Genomic DNA, 23,252 nt, shown 5'->3' on the forward strand with positions numbered 1-23,252 from the left:
TCATCTGGTCTAGTATCGCCACGTCCAAGGAATCGCTCGCGCGATATCAACTCGCCAGCGTCGGTCGCATCGCTGAGGCTCTCGACACCGAGGGACTCACCAAGGCCACCACCAGGTTCCCAGCCGCGCGCCACTCAGTCTGGCTGCCAGCTGACGAAATGCTTTCCGGAGTTTCGCGTCGCGTTTGCCGAACGCAGCGACCGGATCAATTGTCCCAGTGTTCTCCTTGATCTGATCATGAGTCAGAGTCAGCGTCGGCCTGACGGTAACCGGTCCCATTTTCAGGCCTTTGAGCACCTGCTTGAGCTGACGGCCACACTTCCCGCCACCATGTCCGCCATAGGTCACGATCACGGCGGGCTTTTTCGCCCATTCTTTGTAAAGGTGATCCAGCGCATTCTTCAAAGGTGCGGGATATCCCCAATTGTATTGGGGCGTGACGAAGACGAAGCCGTCCGCAGCCGCGACCTTTCGGCTCCAGGCGCGCGTATGCTCGAACATATAGTCGTCGATTGCGGGGATACCCGGCTCTTCGCACATAGGCAGCGGCCAGTCTTTGAGATCGACGACCTCGAATTGTACGTTGTCCACGACATCCCGGCCGATCTGGGCGACCCATTCGGCGACATGCGGACCGATGCGGCGGGCGCGAACGCTCCCAATGATAACGAGAACCCGCCGGGAAGGCGTTTGCCTGCCTTTCTGAGGACCGGCGTTCACGAAGCACCTCCCGGGCAGAGGCCGAGACCAACCGATTGAAGATAGGTTTCCAGCGCTGTGGTCTCCTGCGAGGAGACGATCGCGCCGACATAACCATCGGGACGGATCAGCACCCAATCCCCCGGAGACACTTTATAGGCGTCGCGGAAATGGCCACCATCGTCGAGAAGGTCGCCGCACTGACCGATTGTGCGGATATGCAGTCCCGGCCGCGCTGCCGGAGCTCGACACTCGACCTGGTAGCCGAGAAGCGTCCAATGCCGCCCCTTGAAGATCTCGAACAGGCGCGTCTGCTGGCCGGCAGCGCCTCGAACCGGCGCATCGGGGGCGCGGTCGCCTGCGAGCAGGCCGCTGCTTCGTTGCGGCTGCTCCAGCGCAAGTGAGGATTCCGGATAGCCGATATCGAGTTGATGCACGTCGCCGCCGCGCCGCATCTCGCCGCGTTTGAGGGCGTCGAGCAGCTTGGTCGCAAGGCCGAGCATGGCAGCAGCAACCGGTCGGCGTTCTTCCTCATAGCTGTCAAGCAGCGCATCGGGCGCGCCGCCGGCGACCGCCGCCAGCTTCCAGCCGAGATTATAGGCATCCTGCACACTGGTATTGAGACCCTGCCCGCCGGTCGGCGGGTGGGTGTGCGCGGCGTCGCCGACAAGGAAGACGCGGCCGACACGGTAGCGGTCGGCGAGCCGGGCGTTCATGTGAAAGGCTGATGCCCACGACACCGACGGGATGCGGATATCATCGCGGCCCGTCCGCTCGGCCACCAGCGCGGTCAGCCCTTCAGCGGAAAGATCGACATCGCCTTCAAGCGGAATCGGGCCCTGGAGTTGAAACATGTCGGTGCCGGCGAGCGGGCAGAACGATATCTGCCGTTCCATGTCACCCTCTGCGAAACGGTGCCAGACATCGCGGCCAAGCCCGGTCAGTTCCACATCGGCGACAATGGCGCGGACGCCAAGGGTCTTGCCGGAAAAGCCGATATCCAACGCCTGGCGCACGAAGCTGCGACCGCCATCGGCGCCGATGAGCCAGCGCACTCGGACGGTCTGTTCGCCATGCTGGCCCCTCAAGCGCGCCGTAACGCCGTCCGCATCCTGTTCAAAGCCGATCAGTTCGCAGCCGAACTCCGGTCGATGCCCAAGCTCGAGCAAGCATTCGCGCATCACGGCTTCGGTCAGGAATTGCGGGACCATGAGGCGCAGATGATAAGGTTCCGCCGGCGTCGCCTCTTCATGCTCGACGACATCGGAATCGGTGAAGGTTCCGTCGGCGCGGTACTCCCGCTGCTTGGGATAGACCCCGCCGGCCGCGACGACCCGGTCGAGAATGCCGAGATCCTCGAACACTTCCTGCGTACGCGGCTGGATGCCCTTGCCGCGTGAACCGCGAAACGGATCGTCCAGCTTCTCGATCAAACGGAAGGGGATGCCGCGTCGCGCCAGCTCGATGGCGAGCGTCAGGCCAGCCGCTCCCGCGCCGCAAATCAACATATCGGTTGCAAATCGCTCTGTCATTATTGGCTCCATATGTGTAGAATGCACATAACAGGAGCGATGGCATGGCGTCAACCAAGAAAGTGCAAAATACACGCATCAGCAAGCCGCTGCGCGGACTGCGTGGCGACATCGCGATCAAGTCCCTTTGGATCTGGCGTTGACGGCCAGCATTCGGCGGCCGCTGGCGATGCGAGCACTCAAGCGTCGCCGTAAGCCGGTGGTCATTCCAGGCCTGCGACTGAGAGCAGCAACCCAGAGCCTCATGTCAGCACCCGCTCGCTCAATCTGAAACCCGCACTTGATGAAGCGCTCGAGCTGAATGGATGCGCGATGATCGAACTCTCGGAAGCAGGAGCAGTCCAAACACCCAAGCCTGGTGTCCATCAAACCGGCAGCAGCTCACACCAAAAATCTGCGCTCTCAGAGCTCACGCCACGGGAGGGCAATGCGTTGGATGGCGCTGCGATCAACCACCTCGATCCGCTTGTAATGCAAGCTTACTAGTCCTCGTCGCTCAAAATCGCCAAGTATCTTGTTCACGGTCTGCCTGGTGACGCCAACTATCATCGCGAGCGCCTCTTGCGTCAGTTCGTGTTGTCCTGTTTCGCCGCCGTTTGCTCGCTTCCCTATGTCAATCTTAAGCAGAGCTTCCGCCAACCGAACTTGGGCAGGACGCGTCGCCGTGGATTCCAATCTGATGAAAAGGTCACGGACACGTTGCGCCATGAGATTGGCGAACGCTTCCCAGTGGCGGGGGGGCACTCTCGACAATTGATCGGAATGATTGATGCGAAAGGTTGAATAGTCCTACCTCGTTCACCGCAATTGCGTCTTGAATCCTCGGACCGCCATCAACTTCGCCTGCACGCAATCCCGAAGCAGGCAGCACAGGCAATCCGTAAGATCGGCGAGATCGGATGGCATCCGACGTTCTTCCTCGCTGCAACAACAACCTCGGTGTCGACCGTGTTGAAGCCTGCTGGCTTGGAGTATGCCAAAGGAATCATCACTACATATTACATGAAAGATCCAAACGATCCGCAATGGCAGAACGACAAAGGCGTCCAGGACTGGAAAGCCTTCAGGAAAAACTATCTTCCCGACGGAAATATTCAGGATCAGTCCAATGTCTACGGCTACACCGTCGCGCAGGCGATGGTTGAGGTGATCAGGCAGTGCGGAGACGACCTCACCCGGGAAAACATCATGAAGCAGGCGACAAATCTGGATCTTGCGTTGCCGATGCTACTGCCCGGAATAAAGGTGAAAACCTCGCCGACAGACTATTTCCCCATCGAAGCCCAAAGTCTGCGACGCTTCAACGGAGAAGCGTGGGAGCTTTTCGGCGAAGTGAGCGGGGATTGATGGCCGACCAAGAATCTTCGAACGCAAGAGAGGTTAAGGCTGCTTTGACCAGCAAACGGGCGCATCGATATCAAGGTTGGCCAACTCATAGCCCCGCCGGAAATCGACGATGTGCTTATCCATCCAAACGCGCGCTTCGACTGCATTGCGCGTGCGCAAAGCCAGCAGAATCTTTTCATGCGCAAATACCAGTCGTTCGCCGGCATTCAAGCGGGAGAATACGTTCAGGAACGCCGGATAAAACAGTTCGCCGATCGGTTGGCGGCTGAGCTGCAATGCGCGATTGCGGGATGCATGGGCAATAGTCTGGTGAAACTCGATATCGAGCTGCACCAGACTTTGCTTGTCCTCGAACGCAGCTCGCGTTTTCTCGACGTTGGCCTGAAGAACATCAAGTGTATCGTCGTCGATTCGTTTCGCGGCGCATTCAGCCAGCATCGGTTCCAGACAGCGCATGCTCTCCCACAGCTCGAAAAAGCTGATTTCGTGCAGCACGATCGCGGCTGTGATCTTTGAAGAAATGTCCGCTTCGCGGGGCGCCGTGACGTAAAGAAGTTTGCCGCCGTCATGGCGACGCACCAGGCCATTTTGCTCGAGCACGCGAATGGCTTCCCGGACCGTCGACCGATGCACTCCGAAATCAGCGGCCATGGCCAACTCCGCGGGCAGGCGGTTTCCCACGGACCATTGGCCGGACATGATTTTCGATTCAATGCTGCGAACAATCCCCCGATAGGCCGGTTCATTGCGCAATGAGGCGGTCGCCAAGTCAGATTGGGCCATTTTTTAGTCCGACAGAAAGATGCCAAGACGGCACTCTACCATCATTTTAGGCCCGCCTAGACATTTGACAGGCTTAGGCAACAGATATTATTGTCGGACAATAAAATGCCAGGGAGGAATCATGAACGCTTTAAAGGCGACGGGCCTGCTCGTTTTGTTCAATCTCGTCTTGTTCAATTTCGTGACGCCGGCATCGGCGCAGATCTCCGATGATGTCGTGAAGATCGGTGTTTTGAGCGACCAATCAGGTCTGTATGCGGATATTGGTGGCCCGGGGTCAGTGCTCGCCGCAAAAATGGCGGTGGAGGACTTCGGCGGGTCCGTACTTGGCAAGCGGATCGAGGTCACTTCTGCCGATCACCAGAACAAGCCCGATATAGGCAGCGCAATCGCGCGTCGATGGATTGACGCCGACAAGGTTGACGCAATCGTCGACGTCCCTCATTCGGCCACTGCGCTAGCCGTGCTTAGCGTCACCCGGGAAAAGAACAAGGTCCTGCTGCTGTCGGGGCCGGCCTACGTCGAATTCACCGGCAAGGAATGCGCGCCGACGACCGTCCACTGGACATATGACAGCTACGCCATGGCAAATGGAACGGCTAGCGCGGTCGTCAAGCAGGGCGGCGATAGCTGGTTCTTCATCACCGGTGACAACGCCGGCAGCCATTCGCAGGAGCGCGACGCGATGGCGTTCGTGCAGAAGGCCGGCGGGAAAGTGCTCGGCAGTGTCCGGCACCCGCTCAATACGTCTGATTTTTCATCGTATCTGCTTCAAGCCCAGCAATCGGGAGCCAAGGTGATCGGCCTCGCCAATGCCGGCGGCGACACCGTGAATTCGATCAAGCAGGCCAATGAGTTCGGACTGATCCAAGGTGGACAGAAGCTTGCCGGCCTCCTGATGTTCATCAGCGATGTGAAAGCGGTGGGGCTTGAGCAGGCCAAAGGACTGATCATCACCGATGCCTTTTACTGGGACGCCGACGAGCGCACACGAACGTGGTCGCGGCGCTTCATGAAACTGCGTGACGGGCGCGCGCCGACATCGGCGCAGGCAGGCGTGTACAGCGCCGTGACGCACTATCTCAAGGCCATCGAGAGCGCCAAGACTGACGATGGGCTCGCGGTCTCCGCGATGATGAAAAAACTCCCGGTCAACGATTTCTTTAGCGACAACTACACCATCCGACCAGACGGACGTCTGGTCCGGGATATGTATCTGTTGCAAGTCAAGACCCCAGAGGAGTCCAAGGAGCCATGGGACCTGTTCAAGATCCTGGCTCGGATTCCCGGCGATGAAGCCTATCGTCCGATGACGGAAGGTCAGTGCCCGCTGGCCAAATAGCCCTTGGGAAGACGAGGAAGCGTTCGTCTCGTTTGGATGTCGAAGAATGGCGGCCTGCGATCCCGGTCGGATCGGGCCGTCCCCGAGCAAGGACGCGCGGCGCCATTTAAAGCATCCAACCCGATAACCGATGCTCGTATGCGTGGAGAGTTGAAATGAACGATCTTGATTTTGCTGGCAAAACCGTGCTCGTGGTCGGCGGATCTAGCGGGATCGGAAATGCCATCGCGCAGTCGTTTCGCGCGCGCAACGCGGATGTCCATGTCTGGGGGACCCGGCCGCAGGCATCTGATTACAAGGCCGACGAGGGCTGCGACCTCTCCGGCCTTCAATATACCCAGATTGATGTCGCCGATTTCAATTCGATCGCGGCATTGCAGCCCGCCTTCGGCCGTCTGGACGTGCTGGTCCTTTCGCAGGGCATGGTCCTCTATGGGCGCCGGGAATTCGAGATCGAGGGGTTTCAGCGCATCATCGACGTCAATCTCAACAGTCTGATGGCGTGCAGCAGCAAGTTCCAGGATATGTTGAAGGCAAGCAGAGGATCACTGATCATTCTCAGTTCGATGGCGGGGTTTCGGTCCACCAAGGGCAATCCGGCCTATAATGCCTCCAAGGCGGGCGCCGTCGGTCTGACCCGCACGCTCGGTGAAGCGTGGGCCGAAGACGGCATTCGAGTCAACGGTATCGCGCCCGGACTGGTTGATACGAAGCTTACCAAAGTGACGACGGATAATCCCAAGCGGCGCGAGGGAATGGAGCAACGCGTGCCGCTGAAAAGGCTGGGCCAGCCTCAAGACATCGCGGGCACGGCGCTTTTCCTCGCCTCCCCGCTCTCGGCCTATATCGTCGGCCAGACAATCGTCGTCGATGGCGGCCTCACCCTCGCCTGAACCCAGGCTCGCGGATTTTCCTGCCCGGCCCGACCGGCATCATCACTTTTTTTCTGCCTGACGGGACAGTTCGAGATCGCGCAATACGCGCCTCCGGATCTTTCCCGCGATCGTCATCGGCAGTTCTGCGATGAACTCGATGGCGCGAGGATATTTGTACGGTGCCGTCACCGTCTTGACATGGTCCTGCAACTGACGCGTTAATTCCGGCGTCGGCTCGACGCCGGCGCGTAGCACAATGAACGCCTTGACGATCTCGCCTCGCTCAACGTCCGGACTAGCCACCACTGCGCAAGCCTGAACCGCCGGATGCTCGACGAGGGCATTTTCGACCTCGATCGGGCCGATCCGGTAGCCCGCGGAGTTGATAACATCGTCGGACCGCCCGCGGTACCAGAAATAACCGTCAGCATCTTTCTCTGCGCGATCGCTGGTCAAGTACCACCGGCCATCGGGGCCGTCGACGAAGCATGATTCCGTCTTCTCCTGGTCTTTCCAGTAGCCCAGCATCAACTGGGGGTGAGGAACTTTCAGTGCGAGATCACCCTCACGGCCGGCAGGCAGCCGCTGGCCGCTGGAATCGATCACGTCGAGATCCCCGCCCGGCGACGGCCGTCCCATGGATCCATAGCGGACCGGTTCATTGGGATAGTTCAAGGCGATCATCAGCGTTTCGGTCTGCCCATAGGCTTCGTCGATGCGGATGCCCGTGGCTTCTTGCCATCGCTCGGCGACGATTGGATTCATGGCTTCGCCCGCCGTTACCACGCGGCGCAGTGAGCCAAGGTCGCCTCGCTGAACCTCATTCACGACACGCGACAGTTCCGTACCGGGCGCGCAATAGACCGTCACCTTGAACTTGCGCAGAAGGCGCGGCCGCTCCTTCGGATCGAACGCTCCGTCGTAGAAGAACGAGCAGGCGCCGCAACTTAGCGGGCCGAAGATGATGCTGGTGCCAGCCTTGCTCCATCCCGTATCGGCCGTGCACCAGATGACCTCGCCCGGCCGCAGGTCGAGCCAGTAGATGGCCGACACTCGCCACGCGTAGATCGCGCGCGCCGCATGAATGACGGCCTTTGGATGGCCGGTTGAGCCCGACGTGTAGTACATGATTGCCGGATCCTCGGCCCCGACGGTCGCAGACGCGATCGTATGGGCCGCGCGCGGCACCTCGTCGGACCAGTCGAGCCAGCCCGCCACTTTGCCCAGCGCAATCTTAACCGGGATCGCGCTTGCCACCGCGCCGAATTTGGTGGCGTGTTCGGGCCGGCAAATCACCGCCTTGGCCCCGGCATTTTCGACACGATATTCGATGTCACGCGGGGTCAACATCTCGATGCAGGGGATTGGGACCGCGCCGATCCTCATCGCCGCGATGACGGAAATGAACCACTCCGGCAATCGCGGCAGCATGATAATGACGCGATCGCCTTTTTCGACGCCTTGGTCGCGCAAGACATTGGCAAGCTGGTTCGACAGCTGTGCGAGGTCCGAATAGCTGAAGGTGCGCTCGTCACCGGCCTCGTTCTGCCAGATCAGCGCCGGACCGTCCTGCTCGCTCGCCCATCTGTCGATCACGTCGGTTGCGAAGTTGAATGTGTCCGGAACCTGCCAGCGAAAGTTAGCGCGCATCGCCTCGTAGCTTTCCAACGACGCATCTTGTGTGGGCGACCAGACATCACGCATTGCATCCTCCCTGAGATTTATTCTTTTGGCGCTGCGCGTGCAGCCTAACCGGCGCGTTGCTTCATGATGCGGCGACCAAGAGCCCAACGGTGGACTTCCGACGGCCCGTCATAGATTCGAAAGGCGCGCACGTCTCGATAGAAACGTTCGACGATTGTGTCTCGCGTAGTCCCCAACCCGCCAAGAATTTGCAGCGAGCGGTCGGCGACGCGGGCGATAGCCTCGGAGCAAATGACCTTCGCCATGGAGCTCTCGGTCGCGGCGCGCTCGCCCTTGTCGAGAATCCACGCCGTGTGCCAGATCGTCAATTGTGCGGTATGGATGTCCATCGCGTTATCGGCCAGCATGAATGAAACGCCTTCGTGCTCGCCGATGGCTTTTCCGAATGCGGTTCGGCGGCGCGCAAATTCGGTGGCTATCTCCTGAGCTCTGATCGCTGATCCGAGCCAGCGCATGCAGTGCGTCAGCCGCGCCGGGGCGAGGCGAACCTGGGCGTGGCGAAGGCCGCCTCCGATCTCGCCCAAAACCGAATCCGCAGCAAGGCGCAGGCCGTCGAAGCGAACGACGGCATGACCGCCGACGAAGCTGGAATCGATGGTGTCGAGCGTTCGTTCGATCTTGATGGCCGGGTCGGGCATGTCTGCGAGGAACATCGTGGCGGCGCCGTCCGCATCCCCTCCGACGACCTTTGCCATGATGATCGCAAAGCCAGCTCCTTCTGCGCCGGTGATCAACCATTTCTCTCCCTCGATCACCCAGCTATTGCCATCACGACGCGCGGTGGTCTGAAGCTGCCCCGGATCGGAACCGGCACCGGGCGCGGGCTCGGTCATGCAGAAACAGGAACGGCTCACGCCGGTTGCCAGAGGCTTCAAATAGCGCTGGCGTTGATCGGGGCTCGCGATCACGTCCAGAAGATGGATATTCCCTTCGTCGGGCGCTGCGCAATGCAGCGCTATCGGGCCCAGCATCGAATATCCCGCAGCGGTAAACACCGCGGCCCGGCCGATGTGAGAAAGTTTCTGACCGCCGTATTCGCTTGGCGCATGCGGCGCCAGCACGCCGGCCTGCCTCGCCAGTTCGTTCAATTCCCGTCGCAAATCGTCGGTGGGACCGTGCGATGTCCATCGCGGATCCTGCTCGTACGGTATGACCTTGTCCTGAACGAATTCTTTGACCTTTGCGGCCAGTTCGAACACGTGCGACGGAAGGGAGAAGTTAAGATCGAGATCGGTCATTTGAAACTCCATGCCCGACATCCCGGGCGATTAACAACAGGTCTTCGCCCAGGCGTCCAAATTCAGCATAACGATTGTCTTTCACCGCGCCGTTCGTCCATTGCCGGTGCAGTTGCAGAAAGACGACGCCGAGCTTGAAGAGAGCGAGGACGCGCATTGCCGCCAAGTCGTCGAGATCTTGTCCAGTCAAGGCGGCATAGTATTCCGCGACTTCGGACCTTCGCCAAAACCCCGGATGCGCCGTGGGCATCTGCCGAAGTTTTTGCATGGCCGGTGGATCGCCAGGCTCTGCCCAGTAGCTAAGTAACGTTGCGAGATCGAACAACGGATCGCCGCGTGTGCCCATGTCCCAATCGACCAGCGCCAGAGGCGCCAGGCTCACCGGGTCGAGGATCAGGTTGTCGAGCTTGAAATCGCAGTGCAGAACGGCAGCCGGCCGCTCCCGGAAACGCTGCTCCGACAGCCAGTTCGAGATCTCCTTGAGAAGGCTTTGCGTCGAAGGCGATTCAGCAACCAGCGCACCCCGCTTCGACCAACCTGCGATCGCGCGTCCGATGAATCCTTGAGGCTTTCCGAGATCATCAAGCCCAACCGATCGCGCATCGACAGCGTGAAGGCTTGCCAGCGTCGATACCAGCATCTGGCATAACACAGGCGCTGCGTCCGGACGCCCTTCGACCGGCGACAAGTCATCGCCCCGGATCACAATCCCCGGGCGATACTCAATCAACTGAAACGGAACGCCGATCACGTTGCGTCGGTCACAGTAATGCAAACTCCGCGGAACGAAGGTGAGTGCATCGGCGAGCCGCGACAGAATCTTGTGCTCGCGCGCCATGTCGTGCGCACCGGGCGGCAGTTCTCCGTCAGGCGGACGGCGCAGCACGGCGTTTTGACCATCGACGACGACAAGATAATTACGGTTTGCGAGCCCCCCCGCAAATTGCCTGACGGGCTGCGCCGAATCGAACGTCATGCCCTGCGTCCGCAGGTACTGCGCGACGCGATCCCAATTCGCCGGTGCGGTGTCCGCCTCCGACAGCAATTCTGGACCTCGCGTCGCTGACGCCGGTTGGATGTGGTTCAAGGCCAACCTCGAAATATTGTCGGACAATAATGGATATGCGGAAGTGCCGCGAGGGTGTCAAGACCCAACAACAAAGACCTAAACCGTCAGCCAACTGGACGTTGGCTATCGTTTTTGTCCGACAATCATGCTACCATTCAGGAAAAGCGTTGCTGGCATGTCATCAACAGCAACTATGAATTGGGAGGTTAAATGACCATGAGCGCAACCGAGGGCGCGGACGCCGCCATCGCGGCAGGCTCTTTGGCAATGCTGCGCCAACCGACGGTCCATTACGGCGTCCATGCCGAGGAGGCCATCCCGCGCCTTGCAAGGGAACGAAACAGCCGCCGCATCCTTCCGATCGTCACGTCCTCGCTCCTGAACAGTCCCAAGGTAAAAGGCAGCCTCGCCGCTCTCGGACCATCGACGCTGCCGATCTTCAGCGACCTGAAACCCCACACGCCCTTCGACGGCGTGATCGCGTTGATCGAGACGATCGAGCGCACGAAGCCCGACCTGATCGTCGTTTTCGGCGGCGGCAGTGCGATCGACGCGGCCAAGATCGCCGGGCTCGCGGCCGGAAACACCGCTCGCGACCGGGAGGCGCTGCTGGCGCTTCGTGCCGTGCCGGACAGTCAGGGCGTGACGCAACCTTCCCCCGGCTGCCGCGCCGTTCCGATCCTCGCCGTGCCGACCACGCTTTCCGCCGCGGAGTTCGGCATTATCGGCGGCGCCACCGACGTTCAAACCGGCATCAAACACATCTTCAAGTCCGACACGCTGGCTCCCGACATCATTGTCTATGACCCATGGCTTGGCGCGCAAACGCCGCTCGATCTTTGGCTCTCGACCGGCATTCGCTCGGTGGATCACGGCATTGAAACCGTGCTCTCGCGCGACGCAAATCCGTTGACCGACGCGCTCGCGTTGCGGGGGCTTGCGCTGTTGCGCGAGGGGCTGGCTTCCGCGCACGTCGCTCCCGACAACATCGCGGCGCGCCACCATTGCCAGCTGGGTGTATGGCTCGCCGGTTCCAGCATCGGCCGGGTGCGTTACGGCGCGAGCCATGGGCTCGGCCATCAGCTTGGTGCCGTGGCGGGCGTACCTCATGGGATGACCTCCTGTGTACTTCTGCCGGCGGTTCTCGCTTTCAATGCGCCGGTCTCGGCCGCTCGCCAGGCCGAGATCGCCACCGCACTCGGCCAATCGGGAAAACCCGCCGCCGACGTGGTCCGACAGTTCATCCACTCGCTGGGCCTGCCGACGCGACTGTCGGAGTTGGACGTTGACGAACGGACTCTCCCTCGCGTGGCCGAGACCGGCTTGAACAATGCTTTCGTCAAGGCCAATCTTCGACCGATTGAATCGGTCGAAGACGTCATGGCCATCCTTCGCGCGGCGTCTTGATTGCTCAGAATTTACGGCTTCTTGATCATCGGACACTCACTATCGGCGAGCGGCCGGGCTGCCTCTTCGGCCGGAATCGTCGCAATCTTTTCGTAGTAGTCCCATGGGCCCTTCGACTCTTTCGGGCTCTTAACGCGGAACACGTAAAAATCGCGGAGTACGCGGCCGTCTTCGCGGATACGTCCGTTCTTGGTCATGAAGTCGTTGATTGGCAACTCCTTCATCTTCGCCATCACGACCGCGGAGTCCGTCGTCCCCGACGCCTTGATCGCCTTGAGATAATGCATGACGCTGCCATAGACGCCGGCGGGCACCATGTGCGGCATGACCTTGTTGCGCTCGAAGAACCGCTTCGACCAGGCGCGAGTTTCGTCGTTCATGTCCCAATAGAACGATTCGGTGACGAGAAGTCCCTGCGCCGTGGCGAGCCCAAGACCGTGAACATCGGGCAGCAGCGTCAAAAGCCCGACCATTTGCTGCTTGTCGGTGATGCCGAATTCTCTGCCGGCCTTGACGGCATTCTTGGTGTCCTCGCCGGCATTGGCGAGGGCGATGACCTTGGCGCCGGAGGTTTGCGCTTGAAGAATATAGCTGGCGAAATCGGATGAATTGGCCGGATGTAACACCTCGCCTAGCACCTTGCCGTTTTCGGCCTCGACCGCGGTCGAGGAATCGCGGGTCAGAGCGTGCCCAAAGGCGTTATCGGATGAGATGAAAAACCAGCTGTCCCCGCCACGCTTCACGATCGCTCGGCTGGTACCGGCCGTGAGCGCATAAGTATCGTAGGTCCAATGCACGCTGGTCGGAGAACATGCCTTGCCGGTTATGTCGGAAGACCCAGCCCCGGAGTAGATCACAATCTTGCCTCGCTCGCGCGCGAGTTCCTGCACGGCCAAAGCGACCGACGAAACCGCAACGTCGAGAATCGCCGTCACGCCGTCAACGTCGAACCATTTACGGGCGATCGTCGCGCCGATGTCAGGCTTGTTTTGATGATCCGCGGAGACCACCTCTATCTTGCGGCCGAGAACCGTTCCGCCGAAATCCTCAACCGCCATTCGGGCAGCATCGACCGAGCCCGGGCCGTCGATCGCCGCATAGGGGCCGGATTGGTCATTGAGGATTCCAATCTTGATCGGACCATCCTTGGCGGCAAACGCCGGTGATCCCAGTAGCGCAATCACGGCTCCTATACAGAGCACATTCATATTTCTCATTATCTGCCTCCCTTTCTGATCTTGGATTTGCCTTCTCAACTGCCGTCTTGCGGCCGCAGCTTGATCAGCGCATCGGAGCGTCCACGCTGGATGATTTCGTGGCGCTGGTTTCGAACCTCGAATTCTCGGTCGATCACACCGCCGGTTCCATTTTTGGTGAGGCGCTTTCCGATGATGGTCATGCGAACGCTGAGCGTATCGCCGACGAATATGGGGCCGAGGAATCGCCACTGATCGACCGAAAGCATCGCGACAACGGAGTCTTCGAAGATGCCCCAGCGGCTCATCGCGCCTGTGACGAGAGCTATGCCGAAGACACCGCCCACGACCCGCCGGCCGAATTGAGTGGTCCTGGCGTATTCCTCGTCGGAGTGCAGAGGATGCCAATCGCCCGACAGCATGCAGAAAAGGGAAAGGTCGGTTTCCGTCACCGTGCGGCCGGGGCTGTCGAAGGTCCGCCCGTCGTCGAAATCCTCGTAGTAAAGCGACTTCATTTCCCAGCTCCCGTACTCGGCGCGCCAGAGCGCTCGGCCCGCGCATCCCATGCCTTGTCGTTCGGCAAGGCCCGCAGCTTGTGCCGTTCGATCTCCTGTTTGGCGGCCGACCGCGGCAACGTGGGAACAAACTCCACGAATCGCGGCACCTTGAAGCGTGCAAGTCGCGCCGTGCACCACGCGATGACAGCATCGGGCGTCAGCGCGGCGCTCTCGGCCGGAATGATGAAGATCTTGACGTCTTCCTCGCCGAGTTCGGCGGGTACGCCCACTACGGCGGCCTCGGCTACGCCGGGACATGCGCACGCGACCGACTCGACCTCATAGGCCGAGACGTTCTCGCCCCGACAACGGAGCCAATGCGCCTGCCTGCCGACAAAATGCAGGAAGCCCTTCTCGTCGACACGCCCGAGATCACCGGTGTGCAGCCAAAGGTTCGACCAGCACTCGAGCGTGCGGACCGGGTCATTGTGATAACGCAGCATGAAGGTGTAGGGCAGGCGCGGGCGAAGCACGATTTCCCCGATTTCACCGGGCGCTTTTTCCTGATCGACCGAATCGACGACCCGGAAATCCGCCCAGCGGCCCGGCTCGCCATGCGCATCAGGTTGAGCGCTATCCGGCTTCGTATAGGTGATCAAAACGCCTCCCGCCTCGGTGAGAGAGTAAAGGTTCACCATCTTGATGCCGAAGCGGCGGCTGAAGGTCGGAGCCACGCCCGGCGGCACCTGGCCCGTTACGCCGACCGAGGCGCGAACACGATGATCGCGATCGGCTGGGCTTTCAGGTTGTTGTGTCAGCACGGTTACCATGGTGCCGACGGGATCGATCAGGGTTGCGCCTCTCGACTTGGCGCGTGCCCAGAAGCGCGTTGCGCTGAAACGCCGCTCAAGGGTGGTCGGAATGTCGGTCACAAGCGGACCCATGACGCCAAGCATTGTGCCGCCGACATGGAACAGGGGCAGCACGGAGTATTGGTGATCTTCCGCCCCGACATCGAACGCATCCTGGAACCGGTATCCCGCCGCCAGGAAAGCAAAATGCGGCATCACGACGCCCTTCGGTCGTCCTGTCGTCCCGCCGGTGTAGATGATCACGCCGGCGTCCTGCGGCGCGACGTCGACCTGCGGCGCGCTCGCGCCGCTCGAAAGGAAGCCGCCCCACGACTGAAATCTGTCCGCGCCTTCTGTCGAAATGCGCGTCGTCGGAAGTGGTACATCCTCGGGACAGTCACGAAAGCGAGCCGCAGTGTCCGCCTCGACAAAGAGCGCCTTCGGCGCGGCATCGCGCACGGTGTAGAACAGGTCGTCGCCCACGAGACCGGTATTGAGAGGGACCCAAATCGCGCCGAGTTTGACCGTCCCGAACCACACAATGAGCTGCTCGATCCGCCCGTCCATCATGCTGCAGACCCGGTCGCCCGGACCGACTCCACTGGCGGACAGCCCAGCCGCCATCCGGTCGGACTCCCGATCGATCTCGCCCCAGGACGTCAGCGTTCCGGCGACGTCCACACGGGGTGCATCGCCATGTTGTTCGGCGCGCGCGCGCATCAGCGCGTGGATGGAATTCCAGGGTACCTCAGTGCCAAGAATGCGCATTGATCTCTCGCTTGTTTTCTTACAGCTTTTGAGCTGCCGGAGTGCCCAACAGGCCGGTTGGTTTCACCAAAAGAACCGCGATGACGATGAGGTAGCTGAGGCTTGGCGCCCACAGGGCGGGCAGCACCGCGATCCACAGGCTCTCGCAAATGCCGAGAATGGTCCCGCCGATCACCGCACCGGGAAGGCTTGTCAGCCCGCCAAGCGCCGCAGCCGCGAAGCCCTTGATCAGAAGCCAACCGAAGCCTGGATCGACAAGCGTCAGCGGCGCATAGAGAATGCCCGCGATGGCGCCAAGTGCCGTCCCCATCGTGACAGCAATGGCGAAAACCATGCTGGTGCGAATGCCACACAAATTTGCGCCCATCTCGTTCTGCGACAGCGCCCGCATCGCCTTGCCCCAGCGCGTCCAGCGAAAGAAGGCCGCAAGCAGCACCATCACTACGACGGCTCCGGCAACAATGAGGAGTTGCTGACCGGTGATCACGACGGGTGTGGAAAATACAGGCCGCAACCGTTCGCTCGGCGGAAAGTAATAGCTTCCGGCCCCCCAGATAATCGTCGCGGCGCCGTTGATGATGTTGGCGACCGCGAGCGTCGCCAACACCTGAATCATATGGGGTGCAGTCAGAAGCCTCCGGTAAGCCAACTCGCTGACCATAAGGCCGACTGCAGTCACCGCGAGGATGCCAAGAAGTCCGGCGACCGGATAGCTGAGGCCAAACCGGTTGACCCCAGTCACGCACACATAAGCGCCGAGAAGAATGGCGCTGCCGTGGGCGAAGTTGATGACCCTGGTCGCCTTGAAAACGACGACCAGTCCGAGGCCGACCAGTGCATAGATCGCACCGCTCACCACCCCGGCCACCAGCAATTGTGGAAGCATCAACAGCGACATTTTATTCAATCGCAACCGGAGCCGCCGCCTTTTCGTCGCCCGGCCAATAGCCGGGCATGGCGAGCGTTTCGACCCCATCGACAATCTTGTAGATGCTCAGGCCGCGCCCTCCCGCATGATTTCCTGGTGTGAATGTCAGCGGATAACTCAAGGCGTGGCTATTCAGATTGGTAATGTGATCGAGTGCTGCCGCAAGCTTGTCGGGCGTGACATCCTTTCCGAGACTGCGGATCGCCTCGACCAGAGTTTCGGCAGCTCCGACGCCGGACACGACCAGCGGGTTGAACGTTACGTCGGGGTACTTCGCGCGCATTTCGTCCATCATCGGTTTCATCCGCGGGCCGTCGAGGACGTCTCTGGCGAGCATGCTGCCGAAATAATGCGCGAGCGCGCTCTGTGGGAGCGAGCGGTATATGCTGCTGTCGGTTACGGATGCCGAGGTCACAATCGTCGCTTTGAGGCCAAGGTCCTCGGCCTGACGGAGCAGGATTTGCGCCGGCACCTGGTAGAGAAAGGCAATCACCACATCTGGATTGGCGGCCTTGAGCTTCAGAATTTGCGCGGTCGCGTCGGTACCGCGCGACTCCAACGTCTCGTCGGCGACGATCTTCTGTCCGTACTGCGCCAGCATGGCATCAACGCCTTGGCGGCCTTCCTTGCCATACACGTCGGTCTGACCGATGAATGCCACTCTTTGCGGTTTGAGAACGTTCATCGCAAAGTTGACGAGGGCTCCGCCTTGCGCATGCACGGACGGCGCCACGAAGAAGAAGTTCGGCTTCAATCCGCCGAGTTGCGACGAACTGGACGTATAGCCACCGCTCGAGAACGACATGAACGGCAACGGCGTCGTTGGTGCGACAGCATCGCGAACCGCGACAGCGGCTGACGAACACGTCAGCCCGAGCACCGCGACGACCGAGCGCTCCGAGGCAAGCTTGGTTGCGACACCGACCGACTGTTTGGGCGAGCATCCGTCGTCTTCAGCGACGACTTCCAGCTTGCGCCCGTTGATACCGCCTGACGCGTTGACCTTGTCGAAGACGTAGCGAACGCCGGTGAGGCTGGGTACGCCATATTGCGAATAGGCGCCGCTCAGCGAATCCTGCACGGCAACGCGGATGCTGGTGTCGGTTACGCCATAGACGCCTTGTGCCCAACCGGCAGCTGGTGCAAGTGCAACAACCGTCGCCAAAATCACCGCTCTCATTTCGTTCTCCCTTTCAGATCACGGCTTGTTTTGCCAGTTTCTTGAGTTCAAATTTTTGGACCTTGCCGAGTGGCGTCATTGGGAAGTCCTCGACAAAGTGAAATCGCGCCGGAATTTTGTATTTGGCGATCCGTTCCGTACAGAAGCGCGTCAGATTGTCTGGATCGGGCTTCGCTCCCGCGCGAAGCTGGACGAAAGCAACGGGCAGCTCGCCCATGCGCTCGTCGTTAATTCCAACAATGTGGGCCTGAACGACATCGGGATGTTCGGCCAATAGCGCTTCGATCTCGACCGGATACACGTTGAACCCGCCCACGAGAATCATGTCGGTGACCCTGCCGGTAATTCGAATGTTGCCGTCGCGGCCCAGCACGCCCAGATCGCCGGTTCGAAACCAGCCGTCGCTGAAAGGCTTGGTCAGGCCGTCGTGCCCAGCAAAATAGCCCAGCATGACGTTGGAGCCGCGAACGCAGATTTCGCCATCGATCTCCGGCGCGAGAACGGCCGGGGACGCCGGCTCACAAATACGGACTTCCACGCCGGGCAGCGGCCGGCCGACAGTCCCCGTGACGATCTCCACCGGATCGCCGATACGGGTGAGAGTGATGACCGCGCAAGTTTCCGACATTCCGTAGCCGCTGAGGAGATCGCGTACTCCAAGTTGGCCGATGATGGCGTCTGCAAGTTGCGGAGGGCAGGGCGCACCGCCGACGATCCCCGTGCGCAACGAAGCGGTTCGCTCCGGACGAAACTCGGGATGATTCAGCAACATAAGATACATGGTCGGAACGCCGTAAATGACGTTACAACTCTCGCGCTCGATCGTCGCCAACGCGGCGCCGGCCTCGAAGGTTGGCATGACGACCAGGCAAGCATCATGGGTCCAGCTGGCGACCAGCGCATTGCAACACCCGAACACGGAGGGCAATGGCGCGCCGTACAGGACGCGTTCATTCGGAGAGATCCGCATCACGTCACCCACACTGCGCTCGGTCGAGATGATGGCGCTGTGGCTCAGCATGGCCCCTTTAGGCACACCCGTGGTTCCGCTGGTAAAAATGCAAACCGCCGGGTCGTCGGGCTCGACCAGCGCGGTCGCAAGATCGAAATACGCCTCATCGAGTTCCTCGGCGCTGGCCAGGAACTTCGACCATCCCACGACGTCACGATGACGGCTGCCGTCAAACGAGACGAGCCGACGCAGCGACGGTGCGCGCTCGATCTTTCCTTCGCCGATGTCGGGAAACGCAATCTGCAGAATGGAGTCGAGATCGACTTTGAGATAGGTTTTTTGAAAGAACAATATGGTCGGCTCGGCGCGCTCCACGATATTGCCGAGTTCGGTTGCGCCGTAGCGACTTTGAATCGGGACAAAGATCGCACCGATCAGCGTCGTCGCCAATTCGACGAGCACGAACTCCGGCCGGTTCGGGACCCAGATGCAGACGCGGTCGCCTCGTCGTACGCCTGCGCTCAGCAGAGCGCGCGCTACGCGACGCGCTTGCGTAACGAATTCCTGGCCACTGAAGGTGCGTCCTTCGTACGACAGAACAGGACGATCTCCGCGTGCGGCAACCTGTTCAGCCAGCTCCCGAAAAGTCTGCATCGCTAGACACCTGCTCGACGGAAACGCGGGAGGGTGACATCACCGACGTCCTCGAAGACGACCTCCACCCTGTCGTCGATCTTGGTTTGAAGCGCGTTCGGGCCGACGATGTTGCTCATCATGATCGGGCCTTCATCGACTTCGATCAGTGCCAAGGCATAAGGCGTTGCCGATGCAAAGACGGGCGTCGCCGGCCGGTGCACGACGGTCACGGAATGGACGCGGCCGCGGCCGCTAAGCTCGGTCCAGGCCAGGTTCTCGCTGGAGCAGACCGGGCAGATATAGACCGGGTAGAAAGTCAGATTGCCGCAATCTTCGCATTTCTGCATCAGCAGCCGGCGATCTCGGCAACCGTCCCAGAACGGCTTCGAAACGTCGGTCGGACGGGGGGCGATGGTGGGCATAACAGAGCTCATGGATCAGTCCCTTCCAAGGATGCAGACGGAATGGTTTGAGGCCACCGCGCTGACGTTGGTGACCAGCGCGATTTTCGCGTCCGGTACCTGACGTGGTCCACATTCGTGACGAAGCTGCCGGACACCTTCTATGAGGTGAAAGATGCCGCCCGGCATGCCGGGGTGGGCGAAAGAGAGAAGGCCACCGTGGGTGTTCACCGGCAAGGCGCCTCCAAGCTCGATTCGGCCGCCCTCGACGAACGAGCCGCCTTCACCTTTCTTGCAGAACCCAAGATCCTCGAACTGCATCAGTGCGGTGATCGTAAAGCTGTCGTAGATTTCGGCCACGTCGATGTCGTCGGTTGTAACACCCGCTTCCCCGAAGGCATCGCGTGCCGCAACTTTTTGAACGGTGTTGGTGAGATTGAACTCGCCTCTGCGATCGAGGGGATGCCCGATGGCTCCGGCGAGATGTCCCATGTGATAGTAGGATTGTGCCTGCCCTGCGCCCAGCAGCCGAATCGGACGGCGTCGCAATTCGCGTGCACGTTCGAGCGTAGTCACGATGAATGCGCCGCCACCGTCCGAGATCAAGCTGCAGTCGAGCATATGCAGCGGCGAGGAAATCATTCTCGAGTTGAGAACGTCGTCGATCGTGATCGGCTGGCGCTTCTGCGCGGCCGGATTGAGCGAGGCGTGCTTGCGGCAGGCAACCGCGATGGCGGCAAGTTGCTCCGGGGTGGTGCCGTATTCGTGCATGTGCCGCTGCGCGACCAACGCGTAAAATGCTGGGATATGCGCGCCGAAGGGCACCTCGAATTCGAGGGAGTGCGCACCAAGCTCGGTATAGGCAGCGACACCCTGTCCGAGGCCAGGTCCTGAAAGAAGATTGTCGGCTGCTACCACCAGAACGGCCCGACATCTCCCGGATTGCACTGCCCACTGCGCGAGCTGCAATGCGTAGCCGAACGCAGCCCCGCCAGTCCGCAACGTGTCGCACAGAGTCTTGCAAAACAGGCCAAGGTGTTCGGCAATGACCATGTGATGCCGCACATTGTCATCGACAACCGATGCGGTGGTGAGCAGGCCGTCGATCTCGTTTTTGTCGATCCCAGAGTCTTCGATCGCGCGCTTCGCAGCCTGGATGTAAAGTCCCGTTGAATGTATTCCCGGCAAGTTGCCGACGGCAGTCTCGCCGACTCCCGCGATAGCAACTTCGACATTTGACCTCAAACCCATTCATGGTCTCCTGTTGTATGAGAGTGGATGCCGGGACGCCGCCTAGCCGAGATACGCCTTCTGGACGAAGCTGCTGGCGGCGAGTTCATCGCCGGTGCCACCGGCGATGACGGCGCCGTTTTCAAGGACGAAGCTTCGCGCCGCCACGGATAGCGCCCTGGTCATGTCTTGCTCGGCCAGCAGGATGGCAAGCCCATCTGCGGCCAACCGAGCGATGACCGCGTAGACCGCATCGACCATGATCGGCGCGAGGCCGAGCGAAGGCTCGTCGAGGATCAGCAATTTCGGTCTCGCCATCAGTGCCCTGCCGATCGCAAGCATCTGCTGTTCACCCCCCGACAGGGTCCCCGCCGACTGCTGCGAGCGCTCAGCCAGCCGCGGAAAAATATCGAAGACCCGGGCCATCTCGTTCTTGATCTCTCGATCCCGCCGAACGAACGCGCCGAGCTCCAGATTTTCAAGCACGCTCATCTGCGCGAAGACCTGACGTCCTTGCGGCACCTGAACGATTCCAAGCTGCACCAGGCGCTCATTGTTGAGATTATGAACGGGCGCGCCGTTAAAGATGATGACTCCGCTGCGTACCGGCAAAAGTCCGGAAAGCGCCAGCATGGTGGTGGTCTTGCCGGCGCCGTTGGCGCCCAGCAGTGCCGTGACTTGCCGCGGCAACGCCTCGAACGTCGCGCCTCGAACTGCGAGGGCAGCCCCATAGGAAACCGTCAGATTTTCAACCCGTAACATCGTCAATGCTCGATCGCGGCGCTATGGCCGCCGAGATAAGCCTCAACCACCGCGGGATCAGCCAGAACGGTGGCGGGCGTACCTGACGCGATCACGAAGCCATGGTGCATGACGGTGATGTGGTCGGCGATCTGCCGGACCAGCGGCACATTATGTTCGACAATCAGAACCGCGATGGCGAATTGCGACACGATCAGTTTGAGCAGCCGAGAAAGACGCTCGATATCTTCCGACGCAAGCCCTGCCGCGGGCTCATCGAGCAGCAGAAGTCGCGGCGATGACGCCAACGCGCGGGCGACTTCAAGCAGCCGCTGTTGGCCATAGGCCAGCGTGTCTGCCTGGCGGTCCGCGAGGTCCGCCAAGCCGACAAGTTCAAGCAGATCGCCGACGCCGAGACCGGTCTCGGTCTTACGCCTGCGGGCGACGCGCACATTGTCGCCGACGCTGAGGCGGCTGAACAGTTGCGGGGTCTGAAACGATCGGGCAATGCCGTGGCGCGCAACGCTCGCCGCGTCGAGCGGCGGAAGCACTTGGCCATCGAGCCTGATCTCACCCGACGAGCGGCGCTGAAAGCCGGAAATGCAATTGATCACTGTGCTTTTGCCGGCGCCGTTCGGTCCGATCAGGCCGTGGATTTCGCTCGCGACGAATGCCATCGTCGCGTCGGCCACGGCCGTGAGGCCACCAAAGCGAACTGATACTTCCTGAAGTTCAAGAATGGCGCTCATGTCGAGCTCCTGCGCCGGGAAAACAAGCCCGCGAGTCCGCCGGGAAAAATCAGAAACACGGCCATCAGGCACAGGCCGTAACCAAGTTCGCGAAGCCCCGGAAAGTCGATCAGTACCCGATCGACGAGCGTCATAGTCACGCTGCCGAGGACGGAGCCGGCGAGACTGCCGAAACCCCCGATGGCGATGGCTGCGAGTTGCTGCAGCGTCACGGACAGTCCGAAGGAATAGGGATCGATGAAGCCGACGGCGGCAGCAAAGAGAGCGCCCGCGAGGCCCGCATAGGCACCCTGGATGGCGAAAGCGGCCGTCTTGATTACCCGGTGATCATATCCGATGCTGGCCAACGCTGGCTCCGAGTCACCGAGCGCCACGAACAGGCGGCCCAGAGACCCTGTTTCGATATATCGATAGGCAATCAGCGCCAAAACCGTCAGCGGCAGAAACAACAGATAGAGCTGCCCTGGCGCCGCCAACAATGCGCCTGCCACCGCCGGCCGCGGGATTGCGAGACCATCGGGACCATTGGTCAAGCTGTCGGCGTGCACCAAAACGAACTGGAAAATCTCGCCGAATCCGAAGGTGATCATGGCGAGATAGAGATCGCCGGCTCGCCAGGCGATCAGGCTGATCGCGGCAGAAGCGACCGTCGCCACCGCCACCGCCAATGGCAGCGCGGCGAAAAAGGACAGACCATAGCGCACCTGGCAGATTCCCGAGACGTATGCGCCGATTCCAAACAGCGCTCCGGTAAACAGCGCGAACTGCCGAGCGACCCCGATCACGAGGTTCAAACCGACGGCCAGGAGAATGTTCACCAGCGCGAGGTTGAGGGTGTAGAGCTGGTAGTCGGAAAACAGCGACGGCGGCAGCAGGAAAAGCCCGGCCGCAGCGAGAATCCAGGCTCCGCCGACGGCCATCCTCCCGCGCATCTTCGCCGCCTGCTCCCGGCTGCCTGCCAGGCTATCGCTCGACTGCAACAATTTTCCTCCCCGTCTGTTATGATGATTTATGATTCACGGGTCACCAATCATGATGCAGACGGAGGATGTGGTTGTCAATATCCGAACAGGAAGGTATCGCTGGACCCGAGGGTGAGGTTGAACCCGCCGCCTGCAACCGGGTCC

At 60.7% G+C, this 23,252-nt stretch carries 22 protein-coding genes; 4 read left to right on the forward strand and 18 right to left on the reverse strand.

The genetic code is table 11. From position 1 onward, the window contains the following. Positions 1 to 96 precede the first annotated feature (96 nt). From RBJ75_RS22875 to RBJ75_RS29525, 3 genes are all read right to left on the reverse strand, one after another. On the reverse strand, positions 97 to 720 hold the full coding sequence (locus RBJ75_RS22875) for an NADPH-dependent FMN reductase (RefSeq protein WP_044409725.1): 624 nt from the start codon (positions 718 to 720) through the stop codon (positions 97 to 99). Further along, positions 717 to 2,231, reverse strand: coding sequence for an FAD-dependent oxidoreductase (locus RBJ75_RS22880; protein ID WP_044409727.1), 1,515 nt, complete (start codon positions 2,229 to 2,231; stop codon positions 717 to 719). Before RBJ75_RS22880 ends, RBJ75_RS22875 begins: the two co-directional genes overlap by 4 nt. Positions 2,232 to 2,633: 402 nt before the next feature. Further along, a complete protein-coding gene (locus RBJ75_RS29525; protein WP_044409728.1) occupies positions 2,634 to 2,939 on the reverse strand; it encodes a Crp/Fnr family transcriptional regulator in 306 nt (101 codons plus the stop codon). A gap of 99 nt (positions 2,940 to 3,038) precedes the next feature. On the opposite strand from RBJ75_RS29525, the gene RBJ75_RS22885 reads away from it, so the two are divergent. After that, entirely contained in the window at positions 3,039 to 3,578 is a 540-nt protein-coding gene (locus tag RBJ75_RS22885; RefSeq protein WP_052628895.1) for an ABC transporter substrate-binding protein, read from the forward strand. 33 nt (positions 3,579 to 3,611) lie between these two features. Here RBJ75_RS22885 and RBJ75_RS22890 read toward each other — a convergent pair whose 3' ends face one another. Next, entirely contained in the window at positions 3,612 to 4,361 is a 750-nt protein-coding gene (locus RBJ75_RS22890; RefSeq protein ID WP_044409730.1) for a FadR/GntR family transcriptional regulator, read from the reverse strand. A gap of 121 nt (positions 4,362 to 4,482) precedes the next feature. Here RBJ75_RS22890 and RBJ75_RS22895 point away from each other — a divergent pair, with 121 nt between their 5' ends. Together RBJ75_RS22895 and RBJ75_RS22900 are read left to right on the forward strand one after the other, a co-directional pair. Next, the gene (locus RBJ75_RS22895; RefSeq protein WP_080900990.1) at positions 4,483 to 5,703 is read left to right on the forward strand and encodes an ABC transporter substrate-binding protein; all 1,221 of its coding nucleotides are present in this window, start codon (positions 4,483 to 4,485) and stop codon (positions 5,701 to 5,703) included. Positions 5,704 to 5,858: 155 nt separating this feature from the next. Continuing rightward, a complete protein-coding gene (locus RBJ75_RS22900) occupies positions 5,859 to 6,596 on the forward strand; it encodes an SDR family NAD(P)-dependent oxidoreductase (RefSeq protein WP_044409732.1) in 738 nt (245 codons plus the stop codon). A gap of 42 nt (positions 6,597 to 6,638) precedes the next feature. Here the strand turns inward: RBJ75_RS22900 and RBJ75_RS22905 are convergent, their stop codons facing one another. The 3 genes from RBJ75_RS22905 to RBJ75_RS22915 are packed head-to-tail and all read right to left on the reverse strand — an operon-like array spanning position 6,639 to position 10,607. Next, entirely contained in the window at positions 6,639 to 8,282 is a 1,644-nt protein-coding gene (locus RBJ75_RS22905) for an acyl-CoA synthetase (RefSeq protein ID WP_044409735.1), read from the reverse strand. 44 nt (positions 8,283 to 8,326) lie between these two features. Beyond that, a complete protein-coding gene (locus RBJ75_RS22910; RefSeq protein ID WP_044409738.1) occupies positions 8,327 to 9,520 on the reverse strand; it encodes an acyl-CoA dehydrogenase family protein in 1,194 nt (397 codons plus the stop codon). Then, complete coding sequence (locus RBJ75_RS22915; protein ID WP_152647688.1) at positions 9,501 to 10,607, reverse strand: phosphotransferase family protein; 1,107 nt, start codon at positions 10,605 to 10,607, stop codon at positions 9,501 to 9,503. The genes RBJ75_RS22910 and RBJ75_RS22915 overlap by 20 nt, the downstream gene beginning before the upstream one ends. Positions 10,608 to 10,799: 192 nt before the next feature. Between RBJ75_RS22915 and RBJ75_RS22920 the strand changes: the two genes are divergently transcribed. Beyond that, positions 10,800 to 11,996: an iron-containing alcohol dehydrogenase gene (locus RBJ75_RS22920; RefSeq protein WP_052628896.1), complete on the forward strand. Its 1,197-nt coding sequence runs from the start codon at positions 10,800 to 10,802 to the stop codon at positions 11,994 to 11,996. Positions 11,997 to 12,007: 11 nt separating this feature from the next. Here the strand turns inward: RBJ75_RS22920 and RBJ75_RS22925 are convergent, their stop codons facing one another. The 11 genes from RBJ75_RS22925 to RBJ75_RS22975 are packed head-to-tail and all read right to left on the reverse strand — an operon-like array spanning position 12,008 to position 23,105. Beyond that, the gene (locus RBJ75_RS22925; RefSeq protein ID WP_317528539.1) at positions 12,008 to 13,213 is read right to left on the reverse strand and encodes an ABC transporter substrate-binding protein; all 1,206 of its coding nucleotides are present in this window, start codon (positions 13,211 to 13,213) and stop codon (positions 12,008 to 12,010) included. Between the two features lie 35 nt (positions 13,214 to 13,248). Further along, positions 13,249 to 13,707, reverse strand: coding sequence for a MaoC/PaaZ C-terminal domain-containing protein (locus RBJ75_RS22930; protein ID WP_044405498.1), 459 nt, complete (start codon positions 13,705 to 13,707; stop codon positions 13,249 to 13,251). Next, positions 13,704 to 15,308 carry an AMP-binding protein gene (locus RBJ75_RS22935; protein WP_080900847.1) on the reverse strand — a complete coding sequence of 535 codons (1,605 nt, stop codon included), beginning with the start codon at positions 15,306 to 15,308 and terminating at the stop codon, positions 13,704 to 13,706. Before RBJ75_RS22935 ends, RBJ75_RS22930 begins: the two co-directional genes overlap by 4 nt. A 19-nt stretch (positions 15,309 to 15,327) precedes the next feature. Next, on the reverse strand, positions 15,328 to 16,206 hold the full coding sequence (locus tag RBJ75_RS22940) for a branched-chain amino acid ABC transporter permease (RefSeq protein ID WP_044405494.1): 879 nt from the start codon (positions 16,204 to 16,206) through the stop codon (positions 15,328 to 15,330). A gap of 1 nt (position 16,207) precedes the next feature. After that, positions 16,208 to 17,416, reverse strand: coding sequence for an ABC transporter substrate-binding protein (locus RBJ75_RS22945; RefSeq protein ID WP_080900845.1), 1,209 nt, complete (start codon positions 17,414 to 17,416; stop codon positions 16,208 to 16,210). 13 nt (positions 17,417 to 17,429) lie between these two features. Further along, positions 17,430 to 19,022, reverse strand: a complete 1,593-nt coding sequence (locus RBJ75_RS22950; protein ID WP_276156271.1) for a class I adenylate-forming enzyme family protein — start codon at positions 19,020 to 19,022, stop codon at positions 17,430 to 17,432. Between the two features lie 2 nt (positions 19,023 to 19,024). Further along, positions 19,025 to 19,426: a Zn-ribbon domain-containing OB-fold protein gene (locus RBJ75_RS22955; protein ID WP_052629055.1), complete on the reverse strand. Its 402-nt coding sequence runs from the start codon at positions 19,424 to 19,426 to the stop codon at positions 19,025 to 19,027. 15 nt (positions 19,427 to 19,441) lie between these two features. Then, positions 19,442 to 20,656: a thiolase family protein gene (locus RBJ75_RS22960; protein ID WP_044417646.1), complete on the reverse strand. Its 1,215-nt coding sequence runs from the start codon at positions 20,654 to 20,656 to the stop codon at positions 19,442 to 19,444. Between the two features lie 42 nt (positions 20,657 to 20,698). Further along, positions 20,699 to 21,397: an ABC transporter ATP-binding protein gene (locus RBJ75_RS22965; RefSeq protein ID WP_044417648.1), complete on the reverse strand. Its 699-nt coding sequence runs from the start codon at positions 21,395 to 21,397 to the stop codon at positions 20,699 to 20,701. A gap of 2 nt (positions 21,398 to 21,399) precedes the next feature. Beyond that, the gene (locus tag RBJ75_RS22970) at positions 21,400 to 22,125 is read right to left on the reverse strand and encodes an ABC transporter ATP-binding protein (protein WP_044417650.1); all 726 of its coding nucleotides are present in this window, start codon (positions 22,123 to 22,125) and stop codon (positions 21,400 to 21,402) included. Then, a complete protein-coding gene (locus RBJ75_RS22975) occupies positions 22,122 to 23,105 on the reverse strand; it encodes a branched-chain amino acid ABC transporter permease (RefSeq protein ID WP_152647885.1) in 984 nt (327 codons plus the stop codon). Before RBJ75_RS22975 ends, RBJ75_RS22970 begins: the two co-directional genes overlap by 4 nt. Positions 23,106 to 23,252: the final 147 nt, after the last annotated feature.

The sequence above is a fragment of the Rhodopseudomonas sp. BAL398 genome (assembly GCF_033001325.1).
In the GTDB taxonomy this organism is placed as follows: domain Bacteria; phylum Pseudomonadota; class Alphaproteobacteria; order Rhizobiales; family Xanthobacteraceae; genus JARJEH01.